The organism is Paracoccus sp. JM45 (assembly GCF_003590715.1).
In the GTDB taxonomy this organism is placed as follows: Bacteria; Pseudomonadota; Alphaproteobacteria; order Rhodobacterales; family Rhodobacteraceae; genus Paracoccus.
Genome location: NZ_QQVY01000001.1, coordinates 157028 through 181920, shown reverse-complemented (window position 1 = coordinate 181920; position 24893 = coordinate 157028). Strand labels below are relative to the sequence as shown.

Annotated in this window: 29 protein-coding genes and 1 pseudogene; all 30 read left to right on the top strand. The window is 61.4% G+C overall.

Annotated elements, in window-relative coordinates; all coding sequences use genetic code 11:
* The first annotated feature begins 48 nt into the window (after window positions 1–48).
* On the top strand, window positions 49–1449 hold the full coding sequence (locus tag DWB67_RS00915; protein WP_182911448.1) for a PLP-dependent aminotransferase family protein: 1401 nt from the start codon (window positions 49–51) through the stop codon (window positions 1447–1449).
* A gap of 160 nt (window positions 1450–1609) precedes the next feature.
* Complete coding sequence (gene dctP / locus DWB67_RS00910; protein ID WP_119805620.1) at window positions 1610–2620, top strand: TRAP transporter substrate-binding protein DctP; 1011 nt, start codon at window positions 1610–1612, stop codon at window positions 2618–2620.
* A gap of 85 nt (window positions 2621–2705) precedes the next feature.
* Window positions 2706–3362, top strand: coding sequence for a TRAP transporter small permease (locus DWB67_RS00905; protein WP_370453556.1), 657 nt, complete (start codon window positions 2706–2708; stop codon window positions 3360–3362).
* The gene (locus DWB67_RS00900) at window positions 3359–4654 is read left to right on the top strand and encodes a TRAP transporter large permease (protein ID WP_119805619.1); all 1296 of its coding nucleotides are present in this window, start codon (window positions 3359–3361) and stop codon (window positions 4652–4654) included. Before DWB67_RS00905 ends, DWB67_RS00900 begins: the two co-directional genes overlap by 4 nt.
* Window positions 4654–5358, top strand: coding sequence for an aspartate/glutamate racemase family protein (locus DWB67_RS00895; protein ID WP_119805618.1), 705 nt, complete (start codon window positions 4654–4656; stop codon window positions 5356–5358). Before DWB67_RS00900 ends, DWB67_RS00895 begins: the two co-directional genes overlap by 1 nt.
* A complete protein-coding gene (eutB, locus tag DWB67_RS00890) occupies window positions 5343–6305 on the top strand; it encodes a hydroxyectoine utilization dehydratase EutB (RefSeq protein WP_255418496.1) in 963 nt (320 codons plus the stop codon). The genes DWB67_RS00895 and eutB overlap by 16 nt, the downstream gene beginning before the upstream one ends.
* The gene (locus DWB67_RS00885; protein WP_119805617.1) at window positions 6302–7270 is read left to right on the top strand and encodes a cyclodeaminase; all 969 of its coding nucleotides are present in this window, start codon (window positions 6302–6304) and stop codon (window positions 7268–7270) included. The genes eutB and DWB67_RS00885 overlap by 4 nt, the downstream gene beginning before the upstream one ends.
* A complete protein-coding gene (gene doeA, locus DWB67_RS00880) occupies window positions 7271–8467 on the top strand; it encodes an ectoine hydrolase DoeA (RefSeq protein ID WP_119805616.1) in 1197 nt (398 codons plus the stop codon).
* Entirely contained in the window at window positions 8464–9453 is a 990-nt protein-coding gene (gene doeB / locus DWB67_RS00875; protein WP_119805615.1) for a N(2)-acetyl-L-2,4-diaminobutanoate deacetylase DoeB, read from the top strand. Before doeA ends, doeB begins: the two co-directional genes overlap by 4 nt.
* A gap of 244 nt (window positions 9454–9697) precedes the next feature.
* A pseudogene (locus DWB67_RS00870) lies at window positions 9698–10118 on the top strand (formate dehydrogenase subunit alpha); the annotation flags it as partial.
* A 3-nt stretch (window positions 10119–10121) separates the two neighbouring features.
* Window positions 10122–10946 carry a formate dehydrogenase accessory sulfurtransferase FdhD gene (gene fdhD / locus DWB67_RS00865; protein ID WP_119805614.1) on the top strand — a complete coding sequence of 275 codons (825 nt, stop codon included), beginning with the start codon at window positions 10122–10124 and terminating at the stop codon, window positions 10944–10946.
* Between the two features lie 268 nt (window positions 10947–11214).
* Window positions 11215–12171 (top strand): diacylglycerol kinase family protein, encoded by a 957-nt coding sequence (locus tag DWB67_RS00855; RefSeq protein WP_119805613.1) that lies wholly within the window; start codon window positions 11215–11217, stop codon window positions 12169–12171.
* 4 nt (window positions 12172–12175) lie between these two features.
* A complete protein-coding gene (locus tag DWB67_RS00850) occupies window positions 12176–12967 on the top strand; it encodes a metallophosphoesterase (protein ID WP_119805612.1) in 792 nt (263 codons plus the stop codon).
* A 189-nt stretch (window positions 12968–13156) separates the two neighbouring features.
* Window positions 13157–14839 (top strand): 30S ribosomal protein S1, encoded by a 1683-nt coding sequence (rpsA, locus tag DWB67_RS00845; protein ID WP_119805611.1) that lies wholly within the window; start codon window positions 13157–13159, stop codon window positions 14837–14839.
* A 232-nt stretch (window positions 14840–15071) separates the two neighbouring features.
* Window positions 15072–15356 (top strand): integration host factor subunit beta, encoded by a 285-nt coding sequence (gene ihfB / locus DWB67_RS00840; protein WP_119805610.1) that lies wholly within the window; start codon window positions 15072–15074, stop codon window positions 15354–15356.
* Between the two features lie 60 nt (window positions 15357–15416).
* The gene (locus DWB67_RS00835) at window positions 15417–15812 is read left to right on the top strand and encodes a LapA family protein (protein WP_119805609.1); all 396 of its coding nucleotides are present in this window, start codon (window positions 15417–15419) and stop codon (window positions 15810–15812) included.
* A 3-nt stretch (window positions 15813–15815) separates the two neighbouring features.
* Window positions 15816–16454: a phosphoribosylanthranilate isomerase gene (locus DWB67_RS00830; protein ID WP_119805608.1), complete on the top strand. Its 639-nt coding sequence runs from the start codon at window positions 15816–15818 to the stop codon at window positions 16452–16454.
* Between the two features lie 239 nt (window positions 16455–16693).
* A complete protein-coding gene (locus DWB67_RS00825) occupies window positions 16694–17101 on the top strand; it encodes a permease (RefSeq protein ID WP_119805607.1) in 408 nt (135 codons plus the stop codon).
* Complete coding sequence (locus DWB67_RS00820; protein WP_255418495.1) at window positions 17037–18398, top strand: DNA-packaging protein; 1362 nt, start codon at window positions 17037–17039, stop codon at window positions 18396–18398. Before DWB67_RS00825 ends, DWB67_RS00820 begins: the two co-directional genes overlap by 65 nt.
* A 68-nt stretch (window positions 18399–18466) precedes the next feature.
* Window positions 18467–19651 carry a phage portal protein gene (locus DWB67_RS00815; protein ID WP_182911447.1) on the top strand — a complete coding sequence of 395 codons (1185 nt, stop codon included), beginning with the start codon at window positions 18467–18469 and terminating at the stop codon, window positions 19649–19651.
* A 4-nt stretch (window positions 19652–19655) separates the two neighbouring features.
* On the top strand, window positions 19656–19886 hold the full coding sequence (locus tag DWB67_RS00810; protein ID WP_072297881.1) for a hypothetical protein: 231 nt from the start codon (window positions 19656–19658) through the stop codon (window positions 19884–19886).
* A 3-nt stretch (window positions 19887–19889) separates the two neighbouring features.
* Window positions 19890–20417, top strand: coding sequence for an HK97 family phage prohead protease (locus DWB67_RS00805; protein WP_119805605.1), 528 nt, complete (start codon window positions 19890–19892; stop codon window positions 20415–20417).
* 117 nt (window positions 20418–20534) lie between these two features.
* Entirely contained in the window at window positions 20535–21698 is a 1164-nt protein-coding gene (locus DWB67_RS00800) for a phage major capsid protein (protein WP_119805604.1), read from the top strand.
* A gap of 197 nt (window positions 21699–21895) precedes the next feature.
* Complete coding sequence (locus tag DWB67_RS00795; RefSeq protein WP_119805603.1) at window positions 21896–22510, top strand: hypothetical protein; 615 nt, start codon at window positions 21896–21898, stop codon at window positions 22508–22510.
* The gene (locus DWB67_RS00790) at window positions 22510–22836 is read left to right on the top strand and encodes a head-tail adaptor protein (RefSeq protein ID WP_119805602.1); all 327 of its coding nucleotides are present in this window, start codon (window positions 22510–22512) and stop codon (window positions 22834–22836) included. Before DWB67_RS00795 ends, DWB67_RS00790 begins: the two co-directional genes overlap by 1 nt.
* Window positions 22833–23249 (top strand): DUF3168 domain-containing protein, encoded by a 417-nt coding sequence (locus DWB67_RS00785; RefSeq protein ID WP_119805601.1) that lies wholly within the window; start codon window positions 22833–22835, stop codon window positions 23247–23249. The genes DWB67_RS00790 and DWB67_RS00785 overlap by 4 nt, the downstream gene beginning before the upstream one ends.
* A gap of 13 nt (window positions 23250–23262) precedes the next feature.
* Complete coding sequence (locus tag DWB67_RS00780; RefSeq protein WP_119805600.1) at window positions 23263–23676, top strand: phage major tail protein, TP901-1 family; 414 nt, start codon at window positions 23263–23265, stop codon at window positions 23674–23676.
* On the top strand, window positions 23676–23990 hold the full coding sequence (locus DWB67_RS00775; RefSeq protein ID WP_119805599.1) for a gene transfer agent family protein: 315 nt from the start codon (window positions 23676–23678) through the stop codon (window positions 23988–23990). Before DWB67_RS00780 ends, DWB67_RS00775 begins: the two co-directional genes overlap by 1 nt.
* Window positions 23987–24235, top strand: a complete 249-nt coding sequence (locus DWB67_RS00770; protein ID WP_119805598.1) for a phage tail assembly chaperone — start codon at window positions 23987–23989, stop codon at window positions 24233–24235. The genes DWB67_RS00775 and DWB67_RS00770 overlap by 4 nt, the downstream gene beginning before the upstream one ends.
* Window positions 24222–24887: a phage tail tape measure protein gene (locus DWB67_RS00765; RefSeq protein WP_119806127.1), complete on the top strand. Its 666-nt coding sequence runs from the start codon at window positions 24222–24224 to the stop codon at window positions 24885–24887. The genes DWB67_RS00770 and DWB67_RS00765 overlap by 14 nt, the downstream gene beginning before the upstream one ends.
* Window positions 24888–24893 lie beyond the last annotated feature (6 nt).

Genomic DNA, 24893 nt, shown 5'->3' with positions numbered 1-24893 from the left:
GGTTTGTCAATCTGGACAACGCGGGCTTGGCGCTGCAATCCTGTCCCTATGTCGCATTGGCCGTTAAGAAAACAGGATATTACCCGACCCGCCTATCGAAGTCTGGCACAGGGCATCGTTGCTGCCATCGATGCAGGCAGTTTAAGGCCGGGGCAAAGGCTTCCACCGCACCGCGATCTGGCGTGGCAATTGGGCGTCAGCGTCCAGACCGTCAGCCGCGCGTATGAGGAACTGATCCGCGCCGACCTGATCTCGGGCGAGGTGGGGCGGGGCAGCTTTGTCAAATCCGGCCCCCGCGAATCATTAGAGGTGCCTTGGTTCCGCGGGCCGACCGACAAGCCCCCCATCGATCTGTCGATGATGACGCCGGTGCGCCTGCCGTTGATTGCCGATGCATGGCGCGACAGCATGATCCGGCTGGCCGGCCGTTTGCCCGATTCCGCGATGCTGTCGTTCCGTCCGCGCCAGACCATGTCGCTTTATGGCGGGATGGCGGCGGCATGGCTGGCGCGTTGCGGCATGGTGGTGCCCGCGCAGCGCATCCTGATCACCAATGGCACAACGCCTGCGATGTTCGTCGCGCTGATGACCGTCGCCCAGCCCGGTGACATCATCGCCACAGAAAGCATCACCTGCCACACGCTGCGCCCCGCGGCCCAGCATCTGCATCTGCGGTTGCGCGGGATTGCGGGCGACGAACGCGGCATGGACCCGCAGGCGCTGATCGCAGCGGCCAAGGCAGCAGGCGGGCGGATGAAGGCGGTGTTCCTGTTGCCCGCAGGCGGTGGCCCCATGGCCCGTATCATCGACCGCGAACGCCGTCAGGACCTGGCCGAGGCAGCCGCCATCGCCGGTCTGATGATCCTAGAAAGCGATCCGACCGGTCCCATGCCCCTGCGCCGTCCCGCGCCTGTGGCCAGTCTGGCCCCTGACCGCAGTTTCTATTTCACCGGATTGTCCAAATGCCTGTCACCGGGGCTACGCCTTGGTTTTCTTGCGATGCCCGAAAATTTGGCAGAAGCCGCATTGAACCGTCACCTGTCGATGAACTGGATGGCGACACCGATGATGGCGGAAATCGCGCAGGACTGGATCATGTCCGACACCGCCGATGCGCTGTTGGGGGCGCAGCGGGTTGAACTGGCCGCGCGCAACCGTCTGGTCCAACGCTATCTTGGCCCGCAGGCCCAAGGATTCCTGCACGGATTGCACCGCTGGCTGCCGTTGCCGGATGCCGCGGATGAGGGCACATTGGTGGCCGCAGCGCTGGGCCAGCAGGTCGCAGTCGCCCCCGGATCGGGCTTTGCGATGCTGCCTTCGGGGCCTGCGATCCGCATCGCGGTGGGCGGTCCGGGCGTGGGCGAACTGGACGATGCGCTGCGCCGGATTTGTGCAATTCTGCCTGCCGGATTGGCCGCAAGCGGTGCTGTGGACGGCCAGCCGGTTTGACACCCGTCCACAAAATTGTCATGATTTAATATAGAAATTGACTTGGAATCCGCTTGGGCCGAACTCTCGGCGCAAGCCAGGACGGGATGATTTGCCCGAATCCTGCAACTTTGAGGCGTCGAGGCTGTTAGCTTTCGAATGCCCGCCAACAGGAGGTACCATGACCATTAAGACCCTGACGACCGCCAGCCTGGCCGCCCTGATCTTGGGCGCCGGTGGTGCTATGGCCGATACGTGGCGCTATGCCTTTGAAGAAGCTCTAGACGAAGTCCAAGGCGTCTATGCCCAGAAATTCAAGGAAGAGGTCGAGGCCAATTCCGACCACGAAGTCCAGCTGTTCCCCTTTGGCACGCTTGGCGAAAGCGACAATATCATGGAGCAGACCCAATCGGGCATCCTGCAATTCGTGAACCAGTCGCCCGGCTTTACCGGTTCGCTGATCCCCGAGGCGCAGGTCTTCTTCGTGCCCTATCTGCTGCCGCAAGACGAAGCCACGCTGGCCACCTTCTTCCGCGACAGCAAAGCCATCAACGACATTTTCCCCGAGCTTTATGCCGAACAGGGCCTAGAGCTGCTGAAGATGTACCCCGAAGGCGAGGTCATGCTGACCACCAAAGAGCCTGTCGAGGGTCCCGATGATCTGGGCGATGTCAAAGTCCGCGTCATGACCAATCCGCTGCTGGTCGAAAGCTATAAGGCATTCGGCGCGACGCCTACACCGCTTCCGTGGGGCGAGGTTTACGGCGGTCTGCAGACCGGCATCATCGACGGTCAGGAAAACCCGGCCTTCTTTATCGAATCCACCCGCATGTATGAAGTCACCGACCACATCACGCGCTTGGGTCATAACAACTTTACCACCGCGCTGATGGCCAATCAAAAATTCTTTGACGGTCTGTCGGAAGAAGACCAGAAGGTTGTTCGTGACGCTGCTGCTACGGCATTCGATACGATCATCGAATACCAGCAGGGTCTGACCGAAAAGTCGCTGGAAACGATCAAGGAAGCCAAGCCCGAGATCACGGTGACCACCTTGTCCGACGAACAGCGTGTGCCCTTCCGCGAGACCGCCGGTCAGGTCGAGGAGACCTTCCTTGAAATCGGTGGCCCGCGCGCGCAGGAAATTCTGGACCAGCTCAAAGCCGATCTGGACGCCGCTGACGCCAAGTAAGCTGTGCTTGCCTTTGGTCCGGCCCCGAAAAGGGCCGGACCTTTCGATTTTATAAAATGCGGTTTTATCGGCAGGACAGGCAGCCATGCAGGCGAAGAAGACCAACCCCGATGTAGATCCCGACGTTCTGGCCGCAGCCGAAATGCCGGTAGTCGATGACGAGATCGACGATTCCCTTTATGACTCAGGCCTTCCGGGTCCCCTTGGCCATATCGATAAGGTCATCGCGCGGATCGAGGCCATCTTTCTGGCCGTTGGCGTTTTGCTGATGGCATTGAACACCGTCGCCAATGTTGTGGGGCGCTATGTGTTCGGACAATCCCTTTATTTCTCGGAGGAGGTCAATCAGGCGCTGATCGTGCTGATCACCTTTTCCGGCATTTCATATGCCGCCCGCCACGGTCGCCATATCCGCATGTCGGCGTTTTTCGATGCCTTGCCCGATAAGGGCCGCAAGGTGGCAATGGCGCTGATTTCGCTGCTGACCGGTCTGCTGCTGATGCTGCTGGCGTGGTACGCGCTGAATTACGTGATTACGCAGGCCGGACGTGGTCGCGTGTTGCCCGCCCTGCAGATCCCGCAATGGTGGATTATCATCTGGGCACCGATGGGTTTTTTCCTAACCGGTCTGCAATATCTGATGACCGCCCTGAAAAACGTCACCGACCCGGGCATCTGGCTGTCCACCAGCACCCGCGATGGATATTCCGACGACTCTGACGAAAAGGCGCAGGACCAATGACCACAGCCATACTTGGGACGATGGTCGTCCTGCTTTTGCTGGGCTTTCCGATGATGGTGCCGCTGATTGTCGGCGCGATTGTTGGCTTTGTCGGCCTGTTCGGTGGTATCGGCCAGCTTGATACGCTGGTCCAGCAGGTGATCGCGGGTATCCAGCCCGCCAGCCTTGTCGCAGTGCCGATGTTCATCTTTGCTGCCGATATCATGACGCGTGGCCAGTCCGCCGAACGTCTGATCGATCTGGTCATGGCATTTCTGGGGCATGTCAAAGGCGGCTTGGCGATCTCGACCGCGGGGGCCTGCACGATGTTCGGTGCCGTGTCGGGGTCCACGCAGGCGACCGTTGTGGCCGTTGGTGGTCCCTTGCGTCCGCGCCTGTTGAAGGCGGGCTACAGCGACCATTTCAGTCTGGCGCTGATCATCAACGCATCCGACATCGCCTTTCTGATCCCGCCGTCTATCGGGATGATCATCTATGGCGTCGTATCGGGCACCTCGATTTCCGAACTGTTTATTGCGGGCATCGGGCCGGGGCTGCTGATCCTGCTGCTGTTTTCGATCTATGCCTATATCTATGCCGTCCGCCATAACGTCCCGACCGAGGAACCGGCCACTTGGCCCGAACGCTTCCGTGCCGTGCGCCGTGCGCTGTGGCCACTTGGTTTTCCGGTCATCATCATCGGCGGCATCTATGGCGGTATCTTTTCCCCGACCGAGGCTGCTGCGGCCTGCGTTCTTTACGCCCTGATTCTTGAGGTTATCGTCTTTCGCGAACTGACCCTGTCGCAATTGTTCGCCACTGCGAAATCGACCGGCCTGATCACGGCTGTGGTGTTTATTCTGGTCGGCGCGGGGACGGCGTTCAGCTATATCATCAGCTTCGCCCAGATCCCGCAGGAAATTCTGGCAGGCATCGGCATTGACGGCATGGGCCCTTACGGGGTGCTGTTCACCATCTCTATCGCGTTCTTTGTCGGTTGCATGTTCGTGGACCCCATCGTGGTGATCCTGATCCTTGTGCCGATCTTTTCACCGGTGGTGCAATCGGTCGGTCTGGACCCGGTTCTGGTCGGCACGATCATCACCTTGCAGGTCGCCATCGGCAGCGCGACGCCGCCCTTCGGCTGCGATATCTTTACGGCCATCGCCGTTTTCAAGCGTCCCTATCTTGAGGTGATCCGTGGAACGCCGCCCTTTATCTTAATTCTGCTGACAGTCGCCGTCGCGCTGATCTTCTTCCCGCAGATTGCCCTGTTCCTGCGTGATCTGGCCTTTGCCGAAGGGGGTGCCTGATGGCCCGCGACAGCCTGCGCCGTTTCGGTCTGGTGGCCTTGGCCACCGATATGACGATCGAGGGCGACGCTGCCCGTCTGATGCCTTGGGGCACGCAGCTGCATGTCACACGTATCGCTTTCGACAACCCCACGACCGAGGAGAACCTGCGTAACACCGGCCCCCGCTTGCGGACAGCGGCGGATCTGCTGGTGCCGGGGGTGGATTTGCAGGCCATCGGGTTCGGTTGCACATCGGCCTCGGCGGTGCTGGGGCCGGCGATCGGCGATCTGGTTGGACATCGTGCGCCGCTGGTGACGCCAACCTCAGCGGCGCTGCGCGGGTTTGCGGCGCTGGGGGTGACACGGCTGGCGCTGATGACGCCCTATCTGGCGGCGACGACCGATCTGGTGGGCGATTATTTTCAGGAACACGGCATCGACGTGGTGCGCCGCAGTTCGATGAACCATGCCGATGACCGCGACATGGCCTTGCTGGATGCCGCCGAAATCACCGAAATGGCGCTGGCCAGCGATCATCCCGACGCGCAGGCGCTGTTCATGTCCTGTACCGCGCTGCCCGCCGTCGGTCTGATCGACCGGCTGGAGGCGAAACTGGGCAAGCCTGTCATCACCTCGAACCAGTCGCTGTTCTGGGCGATGCTGGATCAGGCGCAAATCCCCGCCGCAGGGCCGGGGGCGTTGTTCCGGTGCCGGACGTGGTGACGCTGGACGACATCATGGCGGCCCGCGACCGGATCGGCGATCAGGTGCGGATTACCCCGTTTCAAGGGTCGCCATCCTTGTCACAGATTGCGGGCGGGCCTGTCTGGTTGAAATGCGAATACCGCCAGATGACCGGCGCATTCAAGCTGCGCGGGGCGACCAATGCCGTGGCGCGGGTGGGCAATGTGGCAGGGGTTACAACGGCCTCGACCGGAAACCACGGGCGCGCTTTGGCGCATGCGGCACGTGCCAAAGGCATTCCGGCGATCATTTGCGTGTCGCGCCTTGTGCCGCAGAACAAGCTGGACGCCATTGCCGCCCTTGGGGCCGAGGCCCGTGTTATCGGCGAAAGTCAGGACGAAGCGTTTCACGAGGCGATCCGTCTGCAACGCGAAGACGGCTTTGCGCTGATCCCGCCTTTTGACCATCCCGACGTCATTGCGGGACAGGGCACGCTGGGTCTGGAAATTCTGGACCAGATCCCTGATGCCGCGACCATCGCCGTGCCGCTGTCAGGGGGTGGTTTGCTGGCGGGTGTTGCAATGGCGGCAAAAGCGCAGAATCCCGATATCCGCATTATTGGCATCAGCATGGAACGTGGGGCAGCCATGTCGGCCAGCCTTGCCGCCGGTCGTCCGGTCGAAATCCCCGAATTGCCGACCCTTGCCGACAGCCTTGGTGGCGGCATCGGGCTGAAGAACCGCCTGACCTTCCCGATGGTCCGCGACCTGATGGACGACCTGATCCTGTTGTCCGAGGATCAGATCGCCGCCGGTATCTGCCAACTGTCATCGGAAGGACATTTCGTCGAGGGCGCTGCGGCGGTCGGTGCGGGCGCGGTCCTGTCGCGGCAACTGAACGCCAAGGATGGCCCGCTGGTGCTGATCCTGTCGGGCGAAAACATCGATCCATTCCGCCACGCAGAGATCATACAGGCGATCCCATGACAGATATTCTGGTCCTGACCGAAACGCAGCTGCGTCAGCGTATCCATCTGGACCGGAAGACAATTGCTATCGTTGAAGGTGCATTCCGCGGTCTTGCCGGTGGGGGCGTTGTGATGCCCCCCGTCCTGTCCATGCATCTGCCAGACGTGAACGGAGAGGTGGACATCAAAACCGCCTATGTGCCGGGGTTGGCAGGCTTCGCGGTCAAAATATCACCGGGGTTTTTTGACAATCCGTCCAAGGGCCTGCCCTCGACCAGCGGGATGATGACGGTGCTGGATTCGCAGACGGGTCAGGTGCGTGCGGTGCTGCTGGACAACGGCTATCTGACCGATATCCGCACGGCGGCGGCGGGGGGCGTGGCTGCGCGTCACTTGGCGCGGTCCGATGCGACGCGCGCGGCGATCTTTGGCGCAGGCCTGCAGGCGCGTTTGCAATTGGAGGCGCTGTGTCTGGTGCGCCCGATTGATCGCGCGGTGATCTGGGCCCGCGACCTGACCCGCGCACAAGATTTGGCCGCCGAACTGGACAGTGCCGATCTGCGCGTCCATGCCACCGCCGATCCGGCCGAGGCTGCGGGCTTTGCCGATATCATCGTCACCACCACCCCCGCGACTGAACCGATCTTGTGCGCCGAATGGTTGCATGCGGGCCAGCATATCACCGCGATGGGCAGCGACCAGTCGGGCAAGAACGAACTGGAGCCTGCCTGTTTCACCCGCGCCGCCCTCTATGTCGCCGATCGCGCCAGCCAGACACGGCTGATGGGCGAATTGCGCGCCGCATTGCAGGCCGGAACCTATGCCGCCGATGCCCCTGTGCCCGAATTGGGCCAGATCATCGCCCAACCCCATCTTGGCCGCACCGACCCCGACCAGATCACCATCTGCGATCTGACCGGCACCGGCGCGCAGGATACCGCGATTGCCACCCACGCGCTTGCCGCGTTTTCGAAAGACACGTGAATGCCAGAACTACAAAGGACCCCCGAGCGTTTCTCGACCGCGGAATACGAAGAGCGGTTGAAGAAAACGCGCGCCAGCATGGAAAAGCTGGGGCTGGATATGCTGATTGTCAGCGATCCTTCGAATATGGCGTGGCTGACCGGCTATGATGGCTGGTCGTTCTATGTCCACCAATGCGTGATCGTCGGTCCGACCGGTGCACCGATCTGGTTCGGGCGCGGGCAGGACGGGCAGGGGGCGCTGCGGACCGTCTGGATGTCGGAAGACCATATCATCGGCTATCCCGACCATTATGTTCAATCGGTCGACCGCCACCCGATGGATTACCTGTGGGCACAGTTGGCCGACCGTGGCTGGCATACCGGTTTCATTGGTGTCGAGATGGACAATTACTGGTACACCGCCAAGGCGCATGAACGTCTGCGCCACGGTTTGCCGGATGCCCAGATACTGGATGCCACAGGTCTGGTGAACTGGCAGCGCGCCGTGAAAACTCCCAAAGAGCTGCAATATATGCGTAAGGCTGCGCGTATCGTCGAACGCATGCACCGCCGCATCGCCGATAAGGTCGAGGTGGGCATGCGCAAATGCGATCTGGTGGCCGAAATCTATGACGCGGGTCTGCGCTATGACGAATGGTCCCAACATGGCGGCGATTATCCGGCCATCGTGCCGCTGTTGCCATCGGGGCCGGATGCCTCGGCGCCGCATCTGACGTGGGACGATCAGCCCATGAAACAGGACGAAGGCACCTTCTTCGAAATTGCGGGTTGTTACCAACGCTATCACGTGCCGCTGTCGCGCACGATCTTCCTTGGCAAACCGCCACAGGAAATGCTGGATGCGGAAAAGGCCGTGCTGGAAGGTATGTCCGCGGGGTTAGAGGCTGCGACAGCGGGCAATACCTGTGAGGATGTCGCCAATGCGTTTTTCACCGTTCTGGACCGTTACGGCATCGTCAAAGACAACCGCACCGGATATCCGATTGGCCTGTCCTATCCGCCCGACTGGGGCGAACGCACCATGTCGCTGCGCCGTGGTGATCAGACCGAGCTGAAGGCTGGCATGACCTTCCACTTCATGACCGGTCTGTGGATGGACAACTGGGGATACGAGACGACGGAATCCATCGTCATTACCGAACGTGAACCCGAATTGTTCTGCAACATCCCCCGCCGCATGCTGGTCAAATCATGATGCATCCCATTGTTCCAACCATCCCGCTGGACGGCATGGGCAAGCATCACGGCTTCCTGCGTTTGCCTTATTCCCGCAATGACAGTGCATGGGGCAGCGTGATGATCCCCATTGCGGTCATTGCCAATGGCGAAGGTCCCACGGCCCTGCTGACGGGGGGCAATCATGGCGATGAATACGAAGGCCCCATCGCCCTGCAACAACTGGCATGGGATCTGGACCCCGCCGACATCACGGGGCGCGTCATCATCGCGCCCTATATGAACTATCCCGCGTTCCGGGCGGGCGCGCGGGTCAGCCCGATTGATCAGGTGAACCTGAACCGCGCCTTTCCCGGCGACCCCAAAGGCAGCGTCAGCCAGAAGATCGCCAGCTATTTCAACGATGTGCTGGTGCCTTTGGCGGATGTCGTGCTGGATTACCATTCGGGCGGCAAGACGCTGGACTTTCTGCCCTATGCGGCGGCGCATTATCTGGACGACAAGGCCCAGCAGGCCGCCTGCGTCGAGGCGGTGCAGGCCTTTGGCGCGCCCTATTCAATGATGATGCTGGAAATCGACGCGGTGGGGATGTTCGACACCTCGGTTGAAAGCCAGGGCAAGACCTTCGTTACGACCGAGCTGGGCGGCGGTGGCACAGCCACTGCCCGCAGCGCCCAGATTGCCGTTGACGGGGCACGCAACGTGCTGCGCCATGCGGGTATTCTGGCGGGCGGTATCGATCAGGTGGACAGCGTCATGCTGGATATGCCGGGGGATAATTGTTTCCATTTCGCCACGCGGGACGGGCTGATGCATCCGCTAGCCGATCTGGGGGATGCGGTGACAGCGGGCCAGCCCATCGCGCAGATCTGGCCACCCGACCGCACGGGGGTGGAACCGGTGGTGATTACCGCTAACCGCGACGGTATCATTGCCGCACGGCATTTCCCGGGGCTGATCCAGACAGGCGATTGTGCCGCGGTGATTGCAGTGGTGGGGGCCTGACGCCCCTGCCTTCCTATCCGGCGGTTCGCCCCGCATGACCTTGACGGCGCGGATTGCGAACAGCTGGATGCGCCAACGGTGGCCGCATGATCGACAAGCTAAAGATGTTCTTTGCCGTAGAAAAGGAATGCCATTTTGGCCGTGCGGTGACATCGCTGGGCATCATCAGTCAACGCTGCCTGCCGCCAGCTGCATGATGAAATGCGCGCAATGCGTAACGAGCTGTCAGGACAGTTACAGAATTACTGAACATATCGCCACCGATGAACGCACCAGCCCGCGCTATCTTGCTGTCGCTGCCGACGGGGTGAATCCTGTTACAAACACAACGTCGGCGCGCAGACGCGGCAGCCTTTGAACAGCATGTGGCATAACGAAGAGGTGCTGGAGATCCATCCGCATGACGCGGAAACGCGGGGGGGGGGGTGGCGCCGCGGGCGGTGCTGACGGATCGGGTTCCTCCGGGCGTGGTCTATACCACCTTTCACCATCTGGTGACGCAGGCTAATGTAGTGACGACCGATTTTTCGGATTGGGCGACGAACTGTCCGGAATATAAGGTCACCGCCGTGCAGGTCAGCAACTCGAACGGTCCGTCGGAATGGCAGACCAGCTATAACGAGCAGGCCGACGGGTCACGGCGGATCATGCCAGCCGCGGAGTAACCTATGCCCTTGCCACCCCCCGTCCATCCCGTGGACGCCACCCATCACCGTTCCGGCAGCGTGACGCCGGTGCACCGCGTTTTGGCGCAGGAAACGCCGGTGGCGATGGTTTATGGCGGGACGACGCAGGCGGTGATGATGGTATCGCCTGTGGATTTGCACGATTTCGCGGTGGGGTTCTCCCTGACCGAGGGGATCGTCACCGATGCCGCGCAAATCGCCTCGGTGCAGATCATGGACCACCCGCGCGGGGTCGAGGCGCAGATGTGGTTGACCGAAGACCGGGCCGAGGCTTTGGCAGCCCGACGCCGTTTCATGGCAGGGCCGGTTGGTTGCGGGTTGTGCGGGATCGACAGTCTGGATCAGGCGACACGTTCGCTGCCTGATCTGAAGGGCGTGGGGCCGGTGATGGATGCGGGCCATGTGGCGCAGGCGACTGATATGCTGCGCGACTGGCAGCCGTTGCATGACCAGACCCGCGCTGTTCACGCGGCGGGGTTCCTGATCCCGGGTCAGGGTATCGTGTTGGCGCGCGAAGACGTGGGCCGCCACAATGCGCTGGACAAGCTGATCGGCGCAATGGCGCGGCAGGGTGTCAATACGGGGCAGGGGGCGTTCGTACTGACCAGCCGTGTCAGCGTCGAGATGGTGCAGAAATGCGCCATTGCCGGTGCCGGTATCCTGATCGCGGTATCTGCCCCCACGGCCCATGCGCTGCAACTGGCCGAAGGCGCGGGCATCACTGTGGCTGCTTTTGCACGCAGCGACGGCTTTGACCTTTTTTCCCATCCCGAACGGCTGAATGCCACGCTGTCCGATAAAGCCTGAAAAGAAGGTCATAATGGCCAACCGGATTGCCACGTCTTTCGATAGCCAGCCCTGAGATGCGGCGGATAGGATTGCCGACCATTTGCGCCACTTCCGAAAACTGCGGATGCGGGCGCAGCTGCTGGCCTGTCATCGGGCCGGGGCGCTGGGCTGAAACCCTTGGTTCTGGCGGCGGCTAAGCGGCTTTAGATACGTGATGCAACCCTTGGCGGGGTTGCGGTGTTGCTCCGACTGGCGATGATCGAACCGGTCGGGGGACAGGCACTTCATGCAGCAAAAATCAAAAGTTTTCGACCTTGGCGCGGCCAAGGTCTGTGTGGTGATGAATCGCAGCTCGGGGAAGAAACAGCATCAGGCGCTGGTGGAACGGCTGGAACAACAGCTGGCACCGGCCTGCGGCAGTTACGAATTGCGCCAAAGCCGCAAGGGGTCGGATTTGCCCGCCCTTGCGCGTCAGGTGGCTTCGGAAGGGTTCGATCTGGTGATTGCGGCTGGCGGGGATGGCACGCAATCGGCGGTCGCGGGGGCCTTGGCGGGCACCGATACGGTTATGGGCGTGCTGCCTGGTGGGACGTTCAATTATTTCGCCCGTGATCTGGGGGTGGGTGCTGATCTGGACAGTGCCTTGGAAACCCTGCTGGACGGGCGGGTGCAGCCAACGCATGTCGGCGACATTAATGACTTGGTCTTTCTGAATAACGTCAGTTTCGGGGCCTATCCTCATATCCTGAAAACGCGTGAAGGGATTTATAAACGCTGGGGCCGGTCGCGAATTGCGGCCTATTGGTCGGTTATGGTGGCAATGCGGCGTTTACGCAGTCCGATGCAACTGGTCGCCCGCGTGGATGGACAGGACATGCAATTCACCAGCGCCTTGGTCTTTGTCGCCCATAGTGCCTATCAACTGGACAGCTTCGGGTTAGAGGGCGCGGATGCGATCCGGCAGGGGCAATTTGCCGTGCTGATCGCCAAGGCCCGCCAGCCAATGCCCCTGATGCGATCGGCCCTGCGCTTGGCCGTCGGGCATAGCGCCAAAAACAGCGATTTCGATCTGATCATCACCGACCATCTGAAGATGACGACGCCAAAGCGGCGGCAGCTGGTGGCCCATGATGGTGAAAAGACCGTGCTGCACAGCCCCTTTGATCTAAAGGTGCGCCATGATGCGTTGAAGGTCTTGTTGCCTGCGGACGGGCAGAACAAGACCGAAGAACAGGGGGCATAAGGCAATGACCCGCATCCTGCATCTGACCGATCTGCATTTCGGCTTTCACCGCAGCGAACTTGTCGGCCCTCTGTCCGCCAGGATCGAGGAATTACGCCCCGATCTGGTGATAGCATCGGGGGATCTTACCCATCGCGGTTTGCCCGCCCAGATGCGCTTGGCGCAGGATTTTCTGGCGCGGATCACGGCGCCCGTCATGTTAATGCCCGGCAATCACGATGTGCCGCTGCTGAACCCCTTTGCGCGGCTGTTCTGGCCTTTTGCAGGGTTTCGCGAATATTTCGGGCCTGAGCTGACGCCAACCGCCGATGTCGGGGAAACGCGGGTCTTTGCGTTGAATAGTGCCGATCCCTATTCTTGGCAGCGTGGACTGATCAGGCGCGGGGAAATCGGTCGGGTTGTCGGGGGGATCGATCCGCAGGCGACGAATATTGTCGCGCTGCACCATCCGATGCAGCAATTGCCGGGCATTGATAAACAACCCGCCCGCCGCGCGGATGAGGCGATGCGCCGGTTGCAAACCGCCGGCGCGCATATCGTGCTAAGCGGGCATCTGCACAGATGGGCGGTCGATAAGGTGCTGGCGACGGGGGCCTATCCGCGCATCCTGCAAATTCAGGGCGGCACGGCGCTTTGTGCGCGGCTCAGCGATATGCGTAACGAATTTGCCCTTTTGGTCGTGGACGGGACCGAGGTCGAGATCCAGCGCCATATTTCCCCGATGCAGATAAACCGCTTCGAAGATCCGATAATCAGCACCTATAGCCGCGCTTCCGGCCCCTGGCGGCGCGTTTAGGCGTTGAGTTTTGCGTCAAACGCGCCTATAGCGGGCGCAGTCAAACGGGCAATATGGTCAGAACAGGCCGCTTTCAGACGGGTCGGGCCATGCGCTTCGACCCTTTGTCGTTGCCCCGACAGACATCATAAAGACCGGCGGAGCCAACCGTCAGGCCAGTAACAAACACACAAAGGATACTAAACACGCATGTGCGCTAAAGCGACTATGGAAGAGTTCGAGGCACTTCTTAACGAAAGCCTCGAGATCGACACCCCGGACGAAGGTTCGGTTGTCAAAGGCCGTGTCATTGCTATTGAAGCAGGTCAGGCCATCATCGACGTCGGCTACAAGATGGAAGGCCGCGTTGATCTGAAAGAATTCGCAAACCCCGGCGAAGAAGCCAACCTGAGCGTTGGTGACGAAGTCGAAGTTTATCTGGACCGCGTCGAGAACGCCCGTGGCGAAGCCAGCATCAGCCGTGAGAAGGCCCGCCGCGAGGAAGCTTGGGATCGTCTGGAAAAAGCCTATGGCGACGAAGAGCGTGTCGAAGGCGCTATCTTCGGCCGTGTCAAGGGCGGCTTCACGGTCGATCTGGGCGGCGCTGTTGCGTTCCTTCCCGGTTCGCAGGTTGACGTGCGCCCCGTGCGCGACGCCGGCCCGCTGATGGGTCTGAAGCAGCCGTTCCAGATTCTGAAAATGGACCGTCGCCGTGGCAACATCGTTGTGTCGCGCCGCGCCATCCTTGAAGAATCGCGTGCCGAACAGCGTGCAGAAGTCATCGCCAACCTGACCGAAGGTCAGACGGTTGACGGCGTGGTCAAGAACATCACCGAATACGGCGCATTCGTCGATCTGGGCGGTGTTGACGGCCTGCTGCACGTCACTGACATGGCATGGCGTCGTGTGAACCACCCGTCCGAGATCCTGGCGATCGGCGAGACCGTCAAGGTCCAGGTCATCAAGATCAACAAGGACAGCCACCGTATCAGCCTTGGCATGAAGCAGCTGCAGGCAGATCCGTGGGATACCGTTGCGGACAAGTTCCCGATCGAGTCGGTCCATCAGGGTCGCGTCACCAACATCACCGACTATGGCGCATTCGTCGAGTTGGAAGCTGGTGTCGAAGGTCTGGTCCACGTTTCGGAAATGAGCTGGACCAAGAAGAACGTCCATCCGGGCAAAATCGTCTCGACCTCGCAAGAAGTCGAAGTGATGGTTCTGGAAATCGACGAAGCCAAGCGCCGCGTTTCGCTGGGTCTGAAACAGACCATGCGTAACCCGTGGGAAGTCTTCGAAGAAACCCACCCGACCGGCACCGTCATCGAAGGCGAAGTCAAGAACATCACCGAATTCGGTCTGTTCGTTGGTCTGGACGGCGACATCGACGGCATGGTTCACCTGTCGGACATCAGCTGGGATGCACGTGGCGAAGACGCCATTCAGGACTTCCGCAAGGGCGACGTCGTCAAGGCAGTTGTTCAGGATGTGGACGTTGAGAAAGAGCGTATCTCTCTGTCGATCAAATCGTTGGCGAACGAGCACATGGCCGAAGCCGTTGACGGCGTGAAGCGTGGCACGATCATCACCGCCGAGATCACCGCGATCGAAGAAGGTGGCATCGAGGTCGAATATAACGGCGTCAAGTCGTTCATCCGCCGCAGCGACCTTGCACGCGACCGTCAGGACCAGCGCCCCGAGCGTTTCCAGGTCGGTGACAAGATCGACGCACGTGTGACCAACGTCGACACCAAGACCCACCGTCTGGGCCTGTCGATCAAGGCACGCGAGATTGCTGAAGAAAAAGAAGCCATCGACACCTATGGCAGCTCGGTTTCGGGTGCGTCCTTGGGCGACATCCTTGGTGCCGCTTTGGGCAGCAAGAGCGAGTAAGCTTTTCTAGCATGATTTTGGCCCGCCCCGGTTCGTCCGGGGCGGGCTTTTTGTTGCCTATGGATTGACCTGTGATTGCCAAGTGCCTTGCGCGAAAGGAATAAAGCTGGCAACGCTATGAAACCAGAGGCTTCTTGCCTGCGTTGTTCGGGTTCGTGGGGACGGTCGTCGGCCCTTTTATACGGTTCCTTGAGGCGCTTCGTGTGAGGGACTCATCTATTTGGGGGAAAGCATGATCCGTTCCGAATTGATTCAAATGATTTCTGACGAAAACCCGCATCTTTTTCGCAGGGACGTCGAAAGAATTGTTAATACTGTATTTGAGGAAGTGATCGACGCCATGGCGCGTGGCGATCGGGTCGAATTGCGCGGTTTCGGCGCGTTTTCGGTCAAGCAGCGCGATTCCCGCGTGGGGCGTAACCCGCGGACGGGTGAATCTGTAGATGTCGACGAAAAGCACGTTCCTTTCTTTAAGACCGGAAAGCTGTTGCGTGACCGGTTGAACGGGGACGCCTGAGCGTCTTAAAAGGGGAACAGCCTGGCGCGACCGGGCGGGACAATTCAAGGGACACCGCCCATGCGCTTTATCCGTCTGATTTTCGTGGTTCTTCTGGCCTTGGTTCTGGTGGCCGTAGCGCTTGCTAACCGTCAGGTCGTCACGCTGTCTGCATTCCCCGCGAATTTCGGTCAATTCCTTGGTGGAACCTGGTCGGTCGGCTTGCCGCTGTTCCTTGTGATCTTTGTGGCATTCGCCCTTGGCATGCTGGCGGGTTTGTTGTGGGAATGGATGCGCGAATCGAAGATCCGTCGCACGTCACGGGCACGTAATGCCAAGGTTGTCCGTTTGGAAAACGAAGTCGGCCAGCTGCGTGAAAGCCACGCAGCCCCGCGCGATGACGTTCTGGCCATTCTTGAGCAGCCCGAAGCCAAACGTCCTGCACACGGTCGTGCACAACTGCCCGCGGCACGATAAACCGTGGCACAGGTCAAGATATGCGGGCTAAGCCAGCCCGCCCATGTCCATGCCGCTGTCGACGCAGGTGCGCGGTTTTTGGGCTTTGTGTTTTTCCCGAAATCCCCCCGTGCAGTCACGGCTGAAGTTGCTGGCGAACTCGCAGCGCTTGCACCTGTTGGTGTGGCGCGGGTGGGGCTGTTTGTGAACCCCGATGACGCTTTATTGGAACAGGTTCTGGCTGTCGTGCCGCTGGACATCATTCAGCTGCATGGTGCTGAAACGCCCGAACGTGTCACGCAGGTCAAAGAGATGTTCGGCCTGCCGGTGATGAAAGCAGTCGGGATCAGCGGTCCTGATGATTTGGGACAACTGACGGACTATGGGCTGGTTGCGGATATGCTGCTGGTGGATGCCAAGCCGCCGAAGGATGCCGCTCTGCCAGGGGGCAACGGATTGGCCTTTGACTGGCGATTGTTGGTGGGCCGTCATTGGCTGCGTCCATGGATGTTGGCCGGTGGTCTGACCCCCGACAACGTCGCCGAGGCTGTGCGCCTGACGGGGGCACCTGTGGTCGATGTCAGTTCGGGTGTTGAATCCGCGCCGGGGGTTAAGGATTCGCAACTGATCGCCGGTTTTGTTGTAGCCGCCAACGGTAAATAGGCCGCATATCGACAACCTGTTGCGTAACGTGCGCAACGGGTGTTGCATTGGTAACCTTATGAAAAATCAGTGTATTCGCATGTTGCAAAACAACCTTAGGTTTATAGATTGACTTTGCGAACGGCCTAAGGTAGAACTTTTACATGCTGGGAGAGATGGGCAAGCGGCCAAGGGAAACCTTGGGCCGCTTTTTTCGTCTTTCGGCTCGTGCGGACAGGACACGGGGCGGGACAGTTTGCATGGACAATATCAATTGCTGCGGGGGCAAGACCCCCGAAGGACCTTTTGTGGCTGGATCCTTGCCGGAAAAGGCAGGGCTGCGGTTTCCTGAAATTGCCAAGGACGAAGATGAAATCTCGGTCCTGCAATGGCTGTTCTGGGATTACGTCAGGGATCTTCGGGGTCTTCAGGCCAAGCTGGAAGTGGCAAAGCCGGAGGATCTTGATCCGGCTAAGTTGAAAAAGGCGATGGAGACCGCAAAGACCGTTCGCGAGGCGGTCCAGTTGCTGATGGCGGAAAGGAACAAGGTTGAAAAACTTCGCAAGGACATCGCGGGCGGGGTCGCCGAAGGCGGCCTTGACCTTGACGCCGCACGAGACGAGATCGGGCGCCGCTTGGCTTGCCTCCGCAACGCCGCAGGAGGTTGAGGCGTTTCTGGGCGGCTTATCGGAAAACACTTTGGGCAGCCTGCCGTGGCTGTTCGAATTCTGGGCCTTGCCGCATCAGTTGCCCCCGACGGGCGACTGGAAAAGCTGGGTAATCATGGGGGGGCGCGGGGCGGGGAAAACCCGCGCCGGTTCCGAATGGGTGCGGCGGATGGTCGAAGGGCCGACTGCGCGTACCGCAGGCCAATGCCATCGTGTCGCCTTGGTCGGGGAAACCTTCGATCAGGTTCGCGAAGTGATGGTGTTCGGTGAAAGCGGGATCCTTGCCTGTTCGCCCCCGGATCGTCGTCCGGTCTGGGAAGCCGGTCGGCGCAGGTTGGTCTGGGCCAATGGCGCGACAGCCACCGTCTATTCCGCACATGAGCCAGAGGCGCTGCGCGGGCCGCAATTCGACGCGGCTTGGGTGGATGAGTTGGCCAAGTGGAAAAAGTCGGAGGAGGTTTGGGACATGCTGCAATTCGCGTTGCGGCTTGGCAGCCATCCCCAACAGGTGGTGACAACGACGCCGCGCAATGTTGGTGTGTTGAAGCGGATTCTGGGGAACGCCTCGACCGTGGTGACGCATGCGCCGACGGATGCGAACCGTGCCTATCTGGCGGAAAGCTTTCTGGCCGAGGTTCAGAGCCGTTATGGCGGGACGCGGTTGGGGCGACAGGAGTTGGACGGCGTGTTGCTGGATAATGTCGAAGGCGCGCTGTGGACAACCGCGATGGTGGAAGGCGCGCGGGTTGAGCAGGTGCCGAAACTGGACCGCATTGTCGTGGCGGTCGATCCTTCGGTGACGAATGGAAAGTCAAGCGACGAATGCGGGATCATCGTTGCGGGTGTCGTTGCGCAGGGCGAGCCGCATGACTGGCGGGCCTATGTGTTGGAGGATGCCAGCGTGCGGGGCGGGCCATCCGATTGGGCCAAGGCGGCGATTGCAGCTATGGACCGCCACGGGGCCGAGCGTCTGGTCGCCGAGGTCAACCAAGGCGGTGACATGGTTGAAAGTGTCATCCGGCAGATTGATCCGTTGGTTCCGTTTAAAGGGTTGCGGGCATCGCGGGGCAAGGGATTGCGGGCCGAACCCGTGGCAGCGCTGTATGAACAGGGCCGTATCAGCCATCTGCGGCAGGGTGATCTGGGGTCACTGGAGGACCAGATGTGCCAGATGACTGTTCGCGGGTTCGAAGGGCGGGGCAGTCCCGACCGTTTGGATGCCATGGTTTGGGCCATGCACGAGCTGATGATCGAACCCGCGGCCAGTTGGCGACGACCACAGATGCGGCGGTTGTAAGATAACGAAAATGATATGAAAGGCCGTCCGTTTGGGCGGCCTTTTTCTTTGCCGATATGGAGGCGGATATGGCGTTTCGAATGTTTTCGGGGCAGGGAAAATCCTCTGCCGTGCCTGAACGAAAGGCAAGTGCAACAGGGCGGGTGGTCGCCTTTGCCAGCGGCGCGGGGCGCTCGGTCTGGTCGGCGCGTGATACGGGCAGCCTGACACGCGGCGGATTCGTCGGCAATCCGGTGGGCTTTCGGTCGGTCAAGCTGATCGCCGAGGCGGCGGCTGCGGTGCCGCTGATCTGTGCCAATCGCGACCAGCGGTTCGAGGTCCATCCGGTCATCGACCTGCTGCGCCGTCCCAATCCTGGGCAGGGGCGGGCCGAGTTGCTGGAGGCGCTGTTCGGACAGATGCTGCTGTCGGGCAACGGCTATCTTGAGGCGGTCAGTCTGGATGATGCGGGTCTGCCGCAAGAATTGCATGTCTTACGGGCGGACCGGATGACGATTGTGCCGGGGGCGGACGGCTGGCCGGTTGCCTATGAATATGCGGTCGGCGGGCGCAAGCACCGGTTCGATATGACCGGCAGTCCGGACCCGATCTGCCATATCAAAAGCTTTCATCCGGTGGATGACCACTATGGTCTGTCGCCGATGCAGGCGGCGGCGGTGGCCTTCGACGTGCATAACAGTGCCTCGGCCTGGTCGAAGGCGCTGCCGGACAATGCGGCGCGGCCAAGCGGGGCCATCATCTATAAGGGGATGGACGGGCAGGGCACGCTGAGCGCGGATCAATATGACCGCTTGGTGGGCGAGATCGAGATGAACCACCAAGGCGCGCGCAACGCCGGTCGGCCCATGCTGCTGGAGGGCGGTTTGGATTGGCGGCCCATGGGGTTCAGTCCAAGCGATATGGAGTTCCACGAAACCAAGCTGTCGGCGGCGCGGGAAATCGCGCTGGCATTCGGGGTGCCGCCGATGCTGCTGGGGATACCCGGCGATGCGACCTATGCCAATTACGCCGAGGCGCATCGGGCGTTCTATCGCCTGACGGTGCTGCCTTTGGCGACGCGGGTTGCGGCCTCGGTCGCGTGGTGGCTGTCCGAGCATCTGGGCGAAGAGGTTGAGTTGCGCCCAGACCCCGACCAAATTCCCGCGCTGGCCGAAGACCGCAACCAGCAATGGGCGCGGATCGCGGCGGCGGATTTCCTGACGGATGCGGAAAAGCGCGCCCTGCTGGGTCTGCCGCCTATGGACGGAGAATGAGCGGATGGAAGGCTCGCGTTTCGTCAAGGACGGTCTGTGGCAGGACCAGCGGATCGACGCGCAGGAACGGATCATGGCGCTGCAATTCGGGCAGGTCGAACGCCGGCTGGAACGAATCGAGGCCATGATCGAGGGGCTGGAGCGGCGGTTGTGGATGACCGTCTATGGCGTCGTCGCCGTGATCCTGACGCAGGCCGTCCAGGGGATACTGGATTATGCACCAAGAGGAGGCTGAAGGATGGTTCCGGGGTTGGAAGTGAAATTCGCGGGCGGTGCGCCTGTGCTGTCGGAAGGACAGGTGATCGAGGGCTATGCCAGCCTGTTCGGCCTGACCGATCAGGGCGGCGATGCCGTCGCCAAGGGGGCGTTTTCGGCATCCTTGGCGCGGCTGGCGGGCAAGGGCGACAAGGTGCGGATGCTGTGGCAGCACGACCCCACCCGCCCCATCGGTGTCTGGGATGAAATCCGCGAAGACGACGCGGGTCTGTGGGTCAAAGGCCGGTTGCTGCCCGAGGTGGCGCAGGCGCGCGAAGCCGCCGCGTTGATTCAGGCGGGTGCGATCGACGGGCTGTCGATCGGCTATCGCACCATCCGCGCCGAGCGCAACCAGAAGGGCGCGCGCGTTCTGACCGAGGTTGAGCTGTGGGAGGTGTCCTTGGTGACCTTCCCGATGCTGCCCGAAGCCAAGGTGGGCCGCAAGGAGGCCGATGATCTGCGTGAGGTTGCAGCCCTTTTCACAGCCGCCGCCGACGCGCTGCGCGGCTGACAGGTTTCAGGGATGCGCGCCTGACGCGCGTCCCGTTCAGGTTCGGACCCTGCCCCAAGCGGCCCGGTCCGGCAACTGGGGCGGTCGCGCCCTGATCATCGTGATGAGGAGAAGACCATGACCGAGGCGAAAACCGCGGCCGGCGGCGTCATGCCTGCCGATCTGCGCGGGGCCATGATGGGGTTCGTCGATGAACTCAAGGGCTTTCGTGAAGACATCCAGACCAAACTCAATGCACAGGAACACCGTATGACCATGATCGATCGCAAGACTGCCCTGCGTGGCCGCGCCCCTTTGTCCGCAACCGCCGAGGTCGAAGTGCCCCATCAGAAGGCGTTCAACGCCTATCTTCGCAGCGGTGACGATGACGGCCTGCGCGGTCTGGCCATCGAGGAAAAGGGCCTGACGGTTGCCAGCGACGGCGGTTTCCTTGCCGCGCCGACGGTTGCGGAATCGGTTCAGCGGGTGCTGCTGGGCGGTGCCTCGCTGCGCCGTCTGGCCAATGTGGTCGCCATCGAAAGCGCGTCATACGAGGTGCTGGTCGATAAGGGTGATCTTGGTGCCGGCTGGGCCACCGAGGCGGCTGCGGTCGAAGGATCGGCTGGCGGGATCGAGCGGATTTCCATTCCCGTTCATGAACTCTCGGCCATGCCGAAGGCCAGCCAGCGTCTGCTGGATGATGCGGCTTTCGACGTCGAGGGCTGGCTGGCCGAGCGTATCGCCGATAAATTCGCACGTTCCGAAGCGGCTGCTTTTGTCAGTGGCGATGGCGTCGATAAGCCGAAAGGTATCCTGTCCTATACCACGGCATTGAATGCGGCGGCAGGCGACAACCAGATCGGCACGGTTGTGACCGGCAAGGCGGGTGACTTTGCGGCGACCAACCAGGCCGATTGCCTGATCGACCTGATCTATGCCCTTGGTGCGAAATACCGTGCCAATGCCTCGTTTATCATGAATTCGAAAACGGCCGCGCGTATTCGCAAGATGAAGGATACCGACGGCCGTTTCTTGTGGACCGACGCGCTGAGCGTGGGTCAGGTGCCGCAGCTGCTGGGCTATCCGGTGCTGATCAGCGAGGATATGCCCGACATCGCCGCCAATTCGAAATCGGTCGGCTTCGGTGATTTCCACGCCGCCTATACCATCGTTGAACGCCCCGACCTGCGCGTTCTGCGTGATCCCTTCAGCGCCAAACCGCATGTGCTGTTCTATGCCACCAAGCGTGTTGGCGGCGGCGTGACCGATTTCCGCGCCGTCAAGCTGCTGCAGTTCACCTGAGCCATTTGCGGGACGGGTGAGGGAAGGGGACGCGCGCGTTGCCGGCCGTACCGGTTAAGCAACTGTCCGCGCGTGCTGATGGCTGGCGTGCGGGCGCGTCCCTTTTTTTCGAAACCTTTGGCAAACCGGACCATCCCCCGTTTCGGGGGGATGCGTCCTGATGATGTGTGCGGACGGCAGGACGGGAGGTTCGCAAGATGATGCTGATAGAGGAAACGGCGCCAGCGGCAGAGGCGCTGCCAGTGGCAGCGCTGCGCGGACATTTGCGTTTGGCATCGGGGTTTGACGGACCCGATGATGTCGCAGAGACGGCGGCGCTGTCCGGATTTCTGCGCGCTGCAATCGCCACGATCGAGGCGCGGACCGGCAAGGTGCTGCTGAAGCGGCGCTTCCGGATGCAGCTGGACGACTGGCGCGACCGGTTGGGGCAGTCGCTGCCTTTGGCACCTGTCCATTCGGTCGAGAAGATCGAGATCGACGATGGTTCGGGGACGGTGACAGCGCTGGCCGCCGAAGGCTGGCGGCTGGTGCCTGACGGACAGCGGCCGGTGATTTTGCCGACGGGGGTGATTCTGCCGCATGTGCCGCGCAGGGGCAGCGTGACCGTGACCTTTGTCGCGGGATTTGGCGATACATGGACACAGGTTCCTGCCGATCTTGCGCAGGCGGTGATCCTGTTGGCCGCGCGGTATTATGACGACCGAAGTCAGGACGGGCTGCGTCAGGCGCTGCCTTTTGGTGTCAGTGCCCTGATCGAGAAATGGCGGGCGGTCCGGACCCTTGCGGGACGCGGCAATCAGGGGTGGCGCTGATGGCCACACCGGATTTGAACGTCCAGCTGGCCCTGGAAACCCCCGACCGGCGTGCGGATGGCATGGGCGGCTATGTCAGCGCATGGCGGCGGCTGGGTCTGCTTTGGGCCGGAATGGATGCGGGATCGGCCAAGGATCAGGGTGCGATCAGTACCGTGCGCTGGAAAATCACCACCCGCGCTGCGCCCGTTGGTGACGCAAGGCGACCGCAGGCGGGACAGCGGCTGCGGTTGGGCGGGCGGTTGTTCCTGATCGAGGCGGTCGCTGAACAGGATGCGCGCGGCAGCTATCTGGTCTGTCACGCCCGGGAAGAGGATCCGACATGAGTTATGGCGCAGGTGTCGCCCTTCAAGCGGCTGTCTATCAGCAATTGCGCAACGACGAGGCGCTAGCCGATCTGGTCGGTGACGCGATCTTCGACGCAATGCCCGTCGAGGCCCCCAGCGGGGTGCATGTCGCGTTGGGGACCGAGGATGTGCGCGATGTCAGTGATGTCAGCGCCCGCGGCGCACGGCATGATTTCATCGTCTCGGTCATGTCCGGCAGCGATGGCGCCGGTTTCGGCGCGGTCAAGGCAGCAGCGGTCGCGGTGGCCGATGCTTTGCAGGACGGGTCATTGCAGCTGTCGCGGGGCAAGCTGGCGGGTTTGTGGTTTCTGCGCGCTTCGGCGCGTCGAATGAAAAGTGGCGCGTCACGGCAGGTCGATCTGACCTTTCGCGCTCGTATCGATTTAATCTGAGGGAGACTGGATCATGGCAGTACAGAATGGACGCGATCTTCTGATCAAGATGGACATGTCCGGCGACGGGGCGTTCGAAACCGTGGCCGGGCTGCGTGCCACGCGCCTGTCGTTCAATGCCGAAACCGTCGATGTCACCAGCCTCGAAAGTGAAGGCGGATGGCGTGAACTGCTGGGTGGTGCGGGGGTGCGCAGCGCCTCGGTTTCCGGATCGGGTGTGTTTCGCGATGCCAACAGTGATGGTCGCGCGCGTCAGGTGTTTTTCGACGGTGAAATTCCGCAATTCCAGATCATCATTCCTGATTTTGGTCAGGTTTCGGGGGCATTCCAGATCACCTCGCTGGAATATGCGGGCACCCATGACGGCGAGGCGACCTATGAACTGTCGCTGGCATCCGCAGGTGCCCTGACTTTCGAGGCGATCTGATGGTCAATCCGCTGAGAGGAGAGGTCCAGATAGTTCTGGATGGTCAGCCGCATATCGCGCGGCTGACCTTGGGGGCTTTGGCCGAACTGGAAGACGCGCTGGCCGAAGACAATCTGGCGGCGCTTGCGGGCCGTCTGGAAGAAGACCGCTTTAGCAGCAACGATATTATGGCGGTGCTGGTCGCAGGTCTGCGCGGTGGTGGCTGGACAGGGACGCAAGATGATCTGTTGGCCCGACAGATTGATGGCGGTCCGCTGGAAGGCGCGCGCATCGCCGCCCGTTTGATCACATTGGCCTTTCGGGACGCCGCATGAGCGGTGGGACCACGCTGGATTGGCAGGGATTGATGCGTGCAGGGATGCGGGACCTGCGTTTGCGGCCCGATGATTTCTGGGCGCTGACGCCCTCCGAGCTGGCCTTGATGCTGGGGATGGAACCCGCAGCCAGCCGTATGAACCGCAACCGTCTGGCGGATTTGCAAATCAAATTTCCCGATGCGCCCCGCTTAGGGGGCGGACCGGATTATGCATGTGGGGAAAATGGTCATGGCAATGAATGATGGCATCGGGTCGTCGCTGGACCTGCTAGAGGAGGATCTGGGCCGCAACGCCCAGATGACCAGCGAATTCGAAAGCGAACTGGCACGGCTGCGGCAGTCGATGCTGTTCACCACGCGCGAGGTGACGACCTTATCATCCGGTCTTGAACGGGGCTTGGGCGGGGCGATCGACGGTCTGGTTCTGGATGGTGGCAAGCTGTCGGATGCGTTGAAATCTATCGGCCAGTCGCTGGCTGATACGGTCTATTCCATCGCGATGCAGCCGGTGGAAAGCACGCTGGCGGGTAGTTTGGCGGGTGGGATGGCCTCGGTCCTTGGGGGCGGGACGTTCGGTCAGGTTCTGACGCCCTTTGCCAAGGGTGGTGCCTTTTCACAGGGTCGGACCACCGCAGTGGGCGGTATCGCCCAAAGCCCGACTGCCTTCGCGATGCGCGGCGGCTCCGGCCTGATGGGCGAGGCTGGCCCCGAAGCGATCATGCCGCTGCAACGCGGCGCGGATGGCAAGCTGGGCGTCGCGACATCGGGCGGGGGTAGTGCGGTCAATATGACTTTCAACATCCAGACGCCGGATGTTGCGGGTTTCCAGCGCAGCCAGTCGCAGATTGCCGCACAGATGTCGCGCGTTCTGGCGCGCGGCGACCGCAACAGCTGAAAACAG

What these genes read in the sequence shown, in the direction of transcription:
- DWB67_RS00915 (WP_182911448.1), top strand. Translation starts at nt 49, where the DNA reads ATGTCGCATTGGCCGTTAAGAAAACAGGATATTACCCGACCCGCCTAT.
- dctP (WP_119805620.1), top strand. Translation starts at nt 1,610, where the DNA reads ATGACCATTAAGACCCTGACGACCGCCAGCCTGGCCGCCCTGATCTTG.
- DWB67_RS00905 (WP_370453556.1), top strand. Translation starts at nt 2,706, where the DNA reads ATGCAGGCGAAGAAGACCAACCCCGATGTAGATCCCGACGTTCTGGCC.
- DWB67_RS00900 (WP_119805619.1), top strand. Translation starts at nt 3,359, where the DNA reads ATGACCACAGCCATACTTGGGACGATGGTCGTCCTGCTTTTGCTGGGC.
- DWB67_RS00895 (WP_119805618.1), top strand. Translation starts at nt 4,654, where the DNA reads ATGGCCCGCGACAGCCTGCGCCGTTTCGGTCTGGTGGCCTTGGCCACC.
- DWB67_RS00885 (WP_119805617.1), top strand. Translation starts at nt 6,302, where the DNA reads ATGACAGATATTCTGGTCCTGACCGAAACGCAGCTGCGTCAGCGTATC.
- doeA (WP_119805616.1), top strand. Translation starts at nt 7,271, where the DNA reads ATGCCAGAACTACAAAGGACCCCCGAGCGTTTCTCGACCGCGGAATAC.
- doeB (WP_119805615.1), top strand. Translation starts at nt 8,464, where the DNA reads ATGATGCATCCCATTGTTCCAACCATCCCGCTGGACGGCATGGGCAAG.
- fdhD (WP_119805614.1), top strand. Translation starts at nt 10,122, where the DNA reads ATGCCCTTGCCACCCCCCGTCCATCCCGTGGACGCCACCCATCACCGT.
- DWB67_RS00855 (WP_119805613.1), top strand. Translation starts at nt 11,215, where the DNA reads ATGCAGCAAAAATCAAAAGTTTTCGACCTTGGCGCGGCCAAGGTCTGT.
- DWB67_RS00850 (WP_119805612.1), top strand. Translation starts at nt 12,176, where the DNA reads ATGACCCGCATCCTGCATCTGACCGATCTGCATTTCGGCTTTCACCGC.
- rpsA (WP_119805611.1), top strand. Translation starts at nt 13,157, where the DNA reads ATGTGCGCTAAAGCGACTATGGAAGAGTTCGAGGCACTTCTTAACGAA.
- ihfB (WP_119805610.1), top strand. Translation starts at nt 15,072, where the DNA reads ATGATCCGTTCCGAATTGATTCAAATGATTTCTGACGAAAACCCGCAT.
- DWB67_RS00835 (WP_119805609.1), top strand. Translation starts at nt 15,417, where the DNA reads ATGCGCTTTATCCGTCTGATTTTCGTGGTTCTTCTGGCCTTGGTTCTG.
- DWB67_RS00825 (WP_119805607.1), top strand. Translation starts at nt 16,694, where the DNA reads ATGGACAATATCAATTGCTGCGGGGGCAAGACCCCCGAAGGACCTTTT.
- DWB67_RS00815 (WP_182911447.1), top strand. Translation starts at nt 18,467, where the DNA reads ATGGCGTTTCGAATGTTTTCGGGGCAGGGAAAATCCTCTGCCGTGCCT.
- DWB67_RS00810 (WP_072297881.1), top strand. Translation starts at nt 19,656, where the DNA reads ATGGAAGGCTCGCGTTTCGTCAAGGACGGTCTGTGGCAGGACCAGCGG.
- DWB67_RS00805 (WP_119805605.1), top strand. Translation starts at nt 19,890, where the DNA reads ATGGTTCCGGGGTTGGAAGTGAAATTCGCGGGCGGTGCGCCTGTGCTG.
- DWB67_RS00800 (WP_119805604.1), top strand. Translation starts at nt 20,535, where the DNA reads ATGACCGAGGCGAAAACCGCGGCCGGCGGCGTCATGCCTGCCGATCTG.
- DWB67_RS00795 (WP_119805603.1), top strand. Translation starts at nt 21,896, where the DNA reads ATGATGCTGATAGAGGAAACGGCGCCAGCGGCAGAGGCGCTGCCAGTG.
- DWB67_RS00790 (WP_119805602.1), top strand. Translation starts at nt 22,510, where the DNA reads ATGGCCACACCGGATTTGAACGTCCAGCTGGCCCTGGAAACCCCCGAC.
- DWB67_RS00785 (WP_119805601.1), top strand. Translation starts at nt 22,833, where the DNA reads ATGAGTTATGGCGCAGGTGTCGCCCTTCAAGCGGCTGTCTATCAGCAA.
- DWB67_RS00780 (WP_119805600.1), top strand. Translation starts at nt 23,263, where the DNA reads ATGGCAGTACAGAATGGACGCGATCTTCTGATCAAGATGGACATGTCC.
- DWB67_RS00775 (WP_119805599.1), top strand. Translation starts at nt 23,676, where the DNA reads ATGGTCAATCCGCTGAGAGGAGAGGTCCAGATAGTTCTGGATGGTCAG.
- DWB67_RS00770 (WP_119805598.1), top strand. Translation starts at nt 23,987, where the DNA reads ATGAGCGGTGGGACCACGCTGGATTGGCAGGGATTGATGCGTGCAGGG.
- DWB67_RS00765 (WP_119806127.1), top strand. Translation starts at nt 24,222, where the DNA reads ATGGCAATGAATGATGGCATCGGGTCGTCGCTGGACCTGCTAGAGGAG.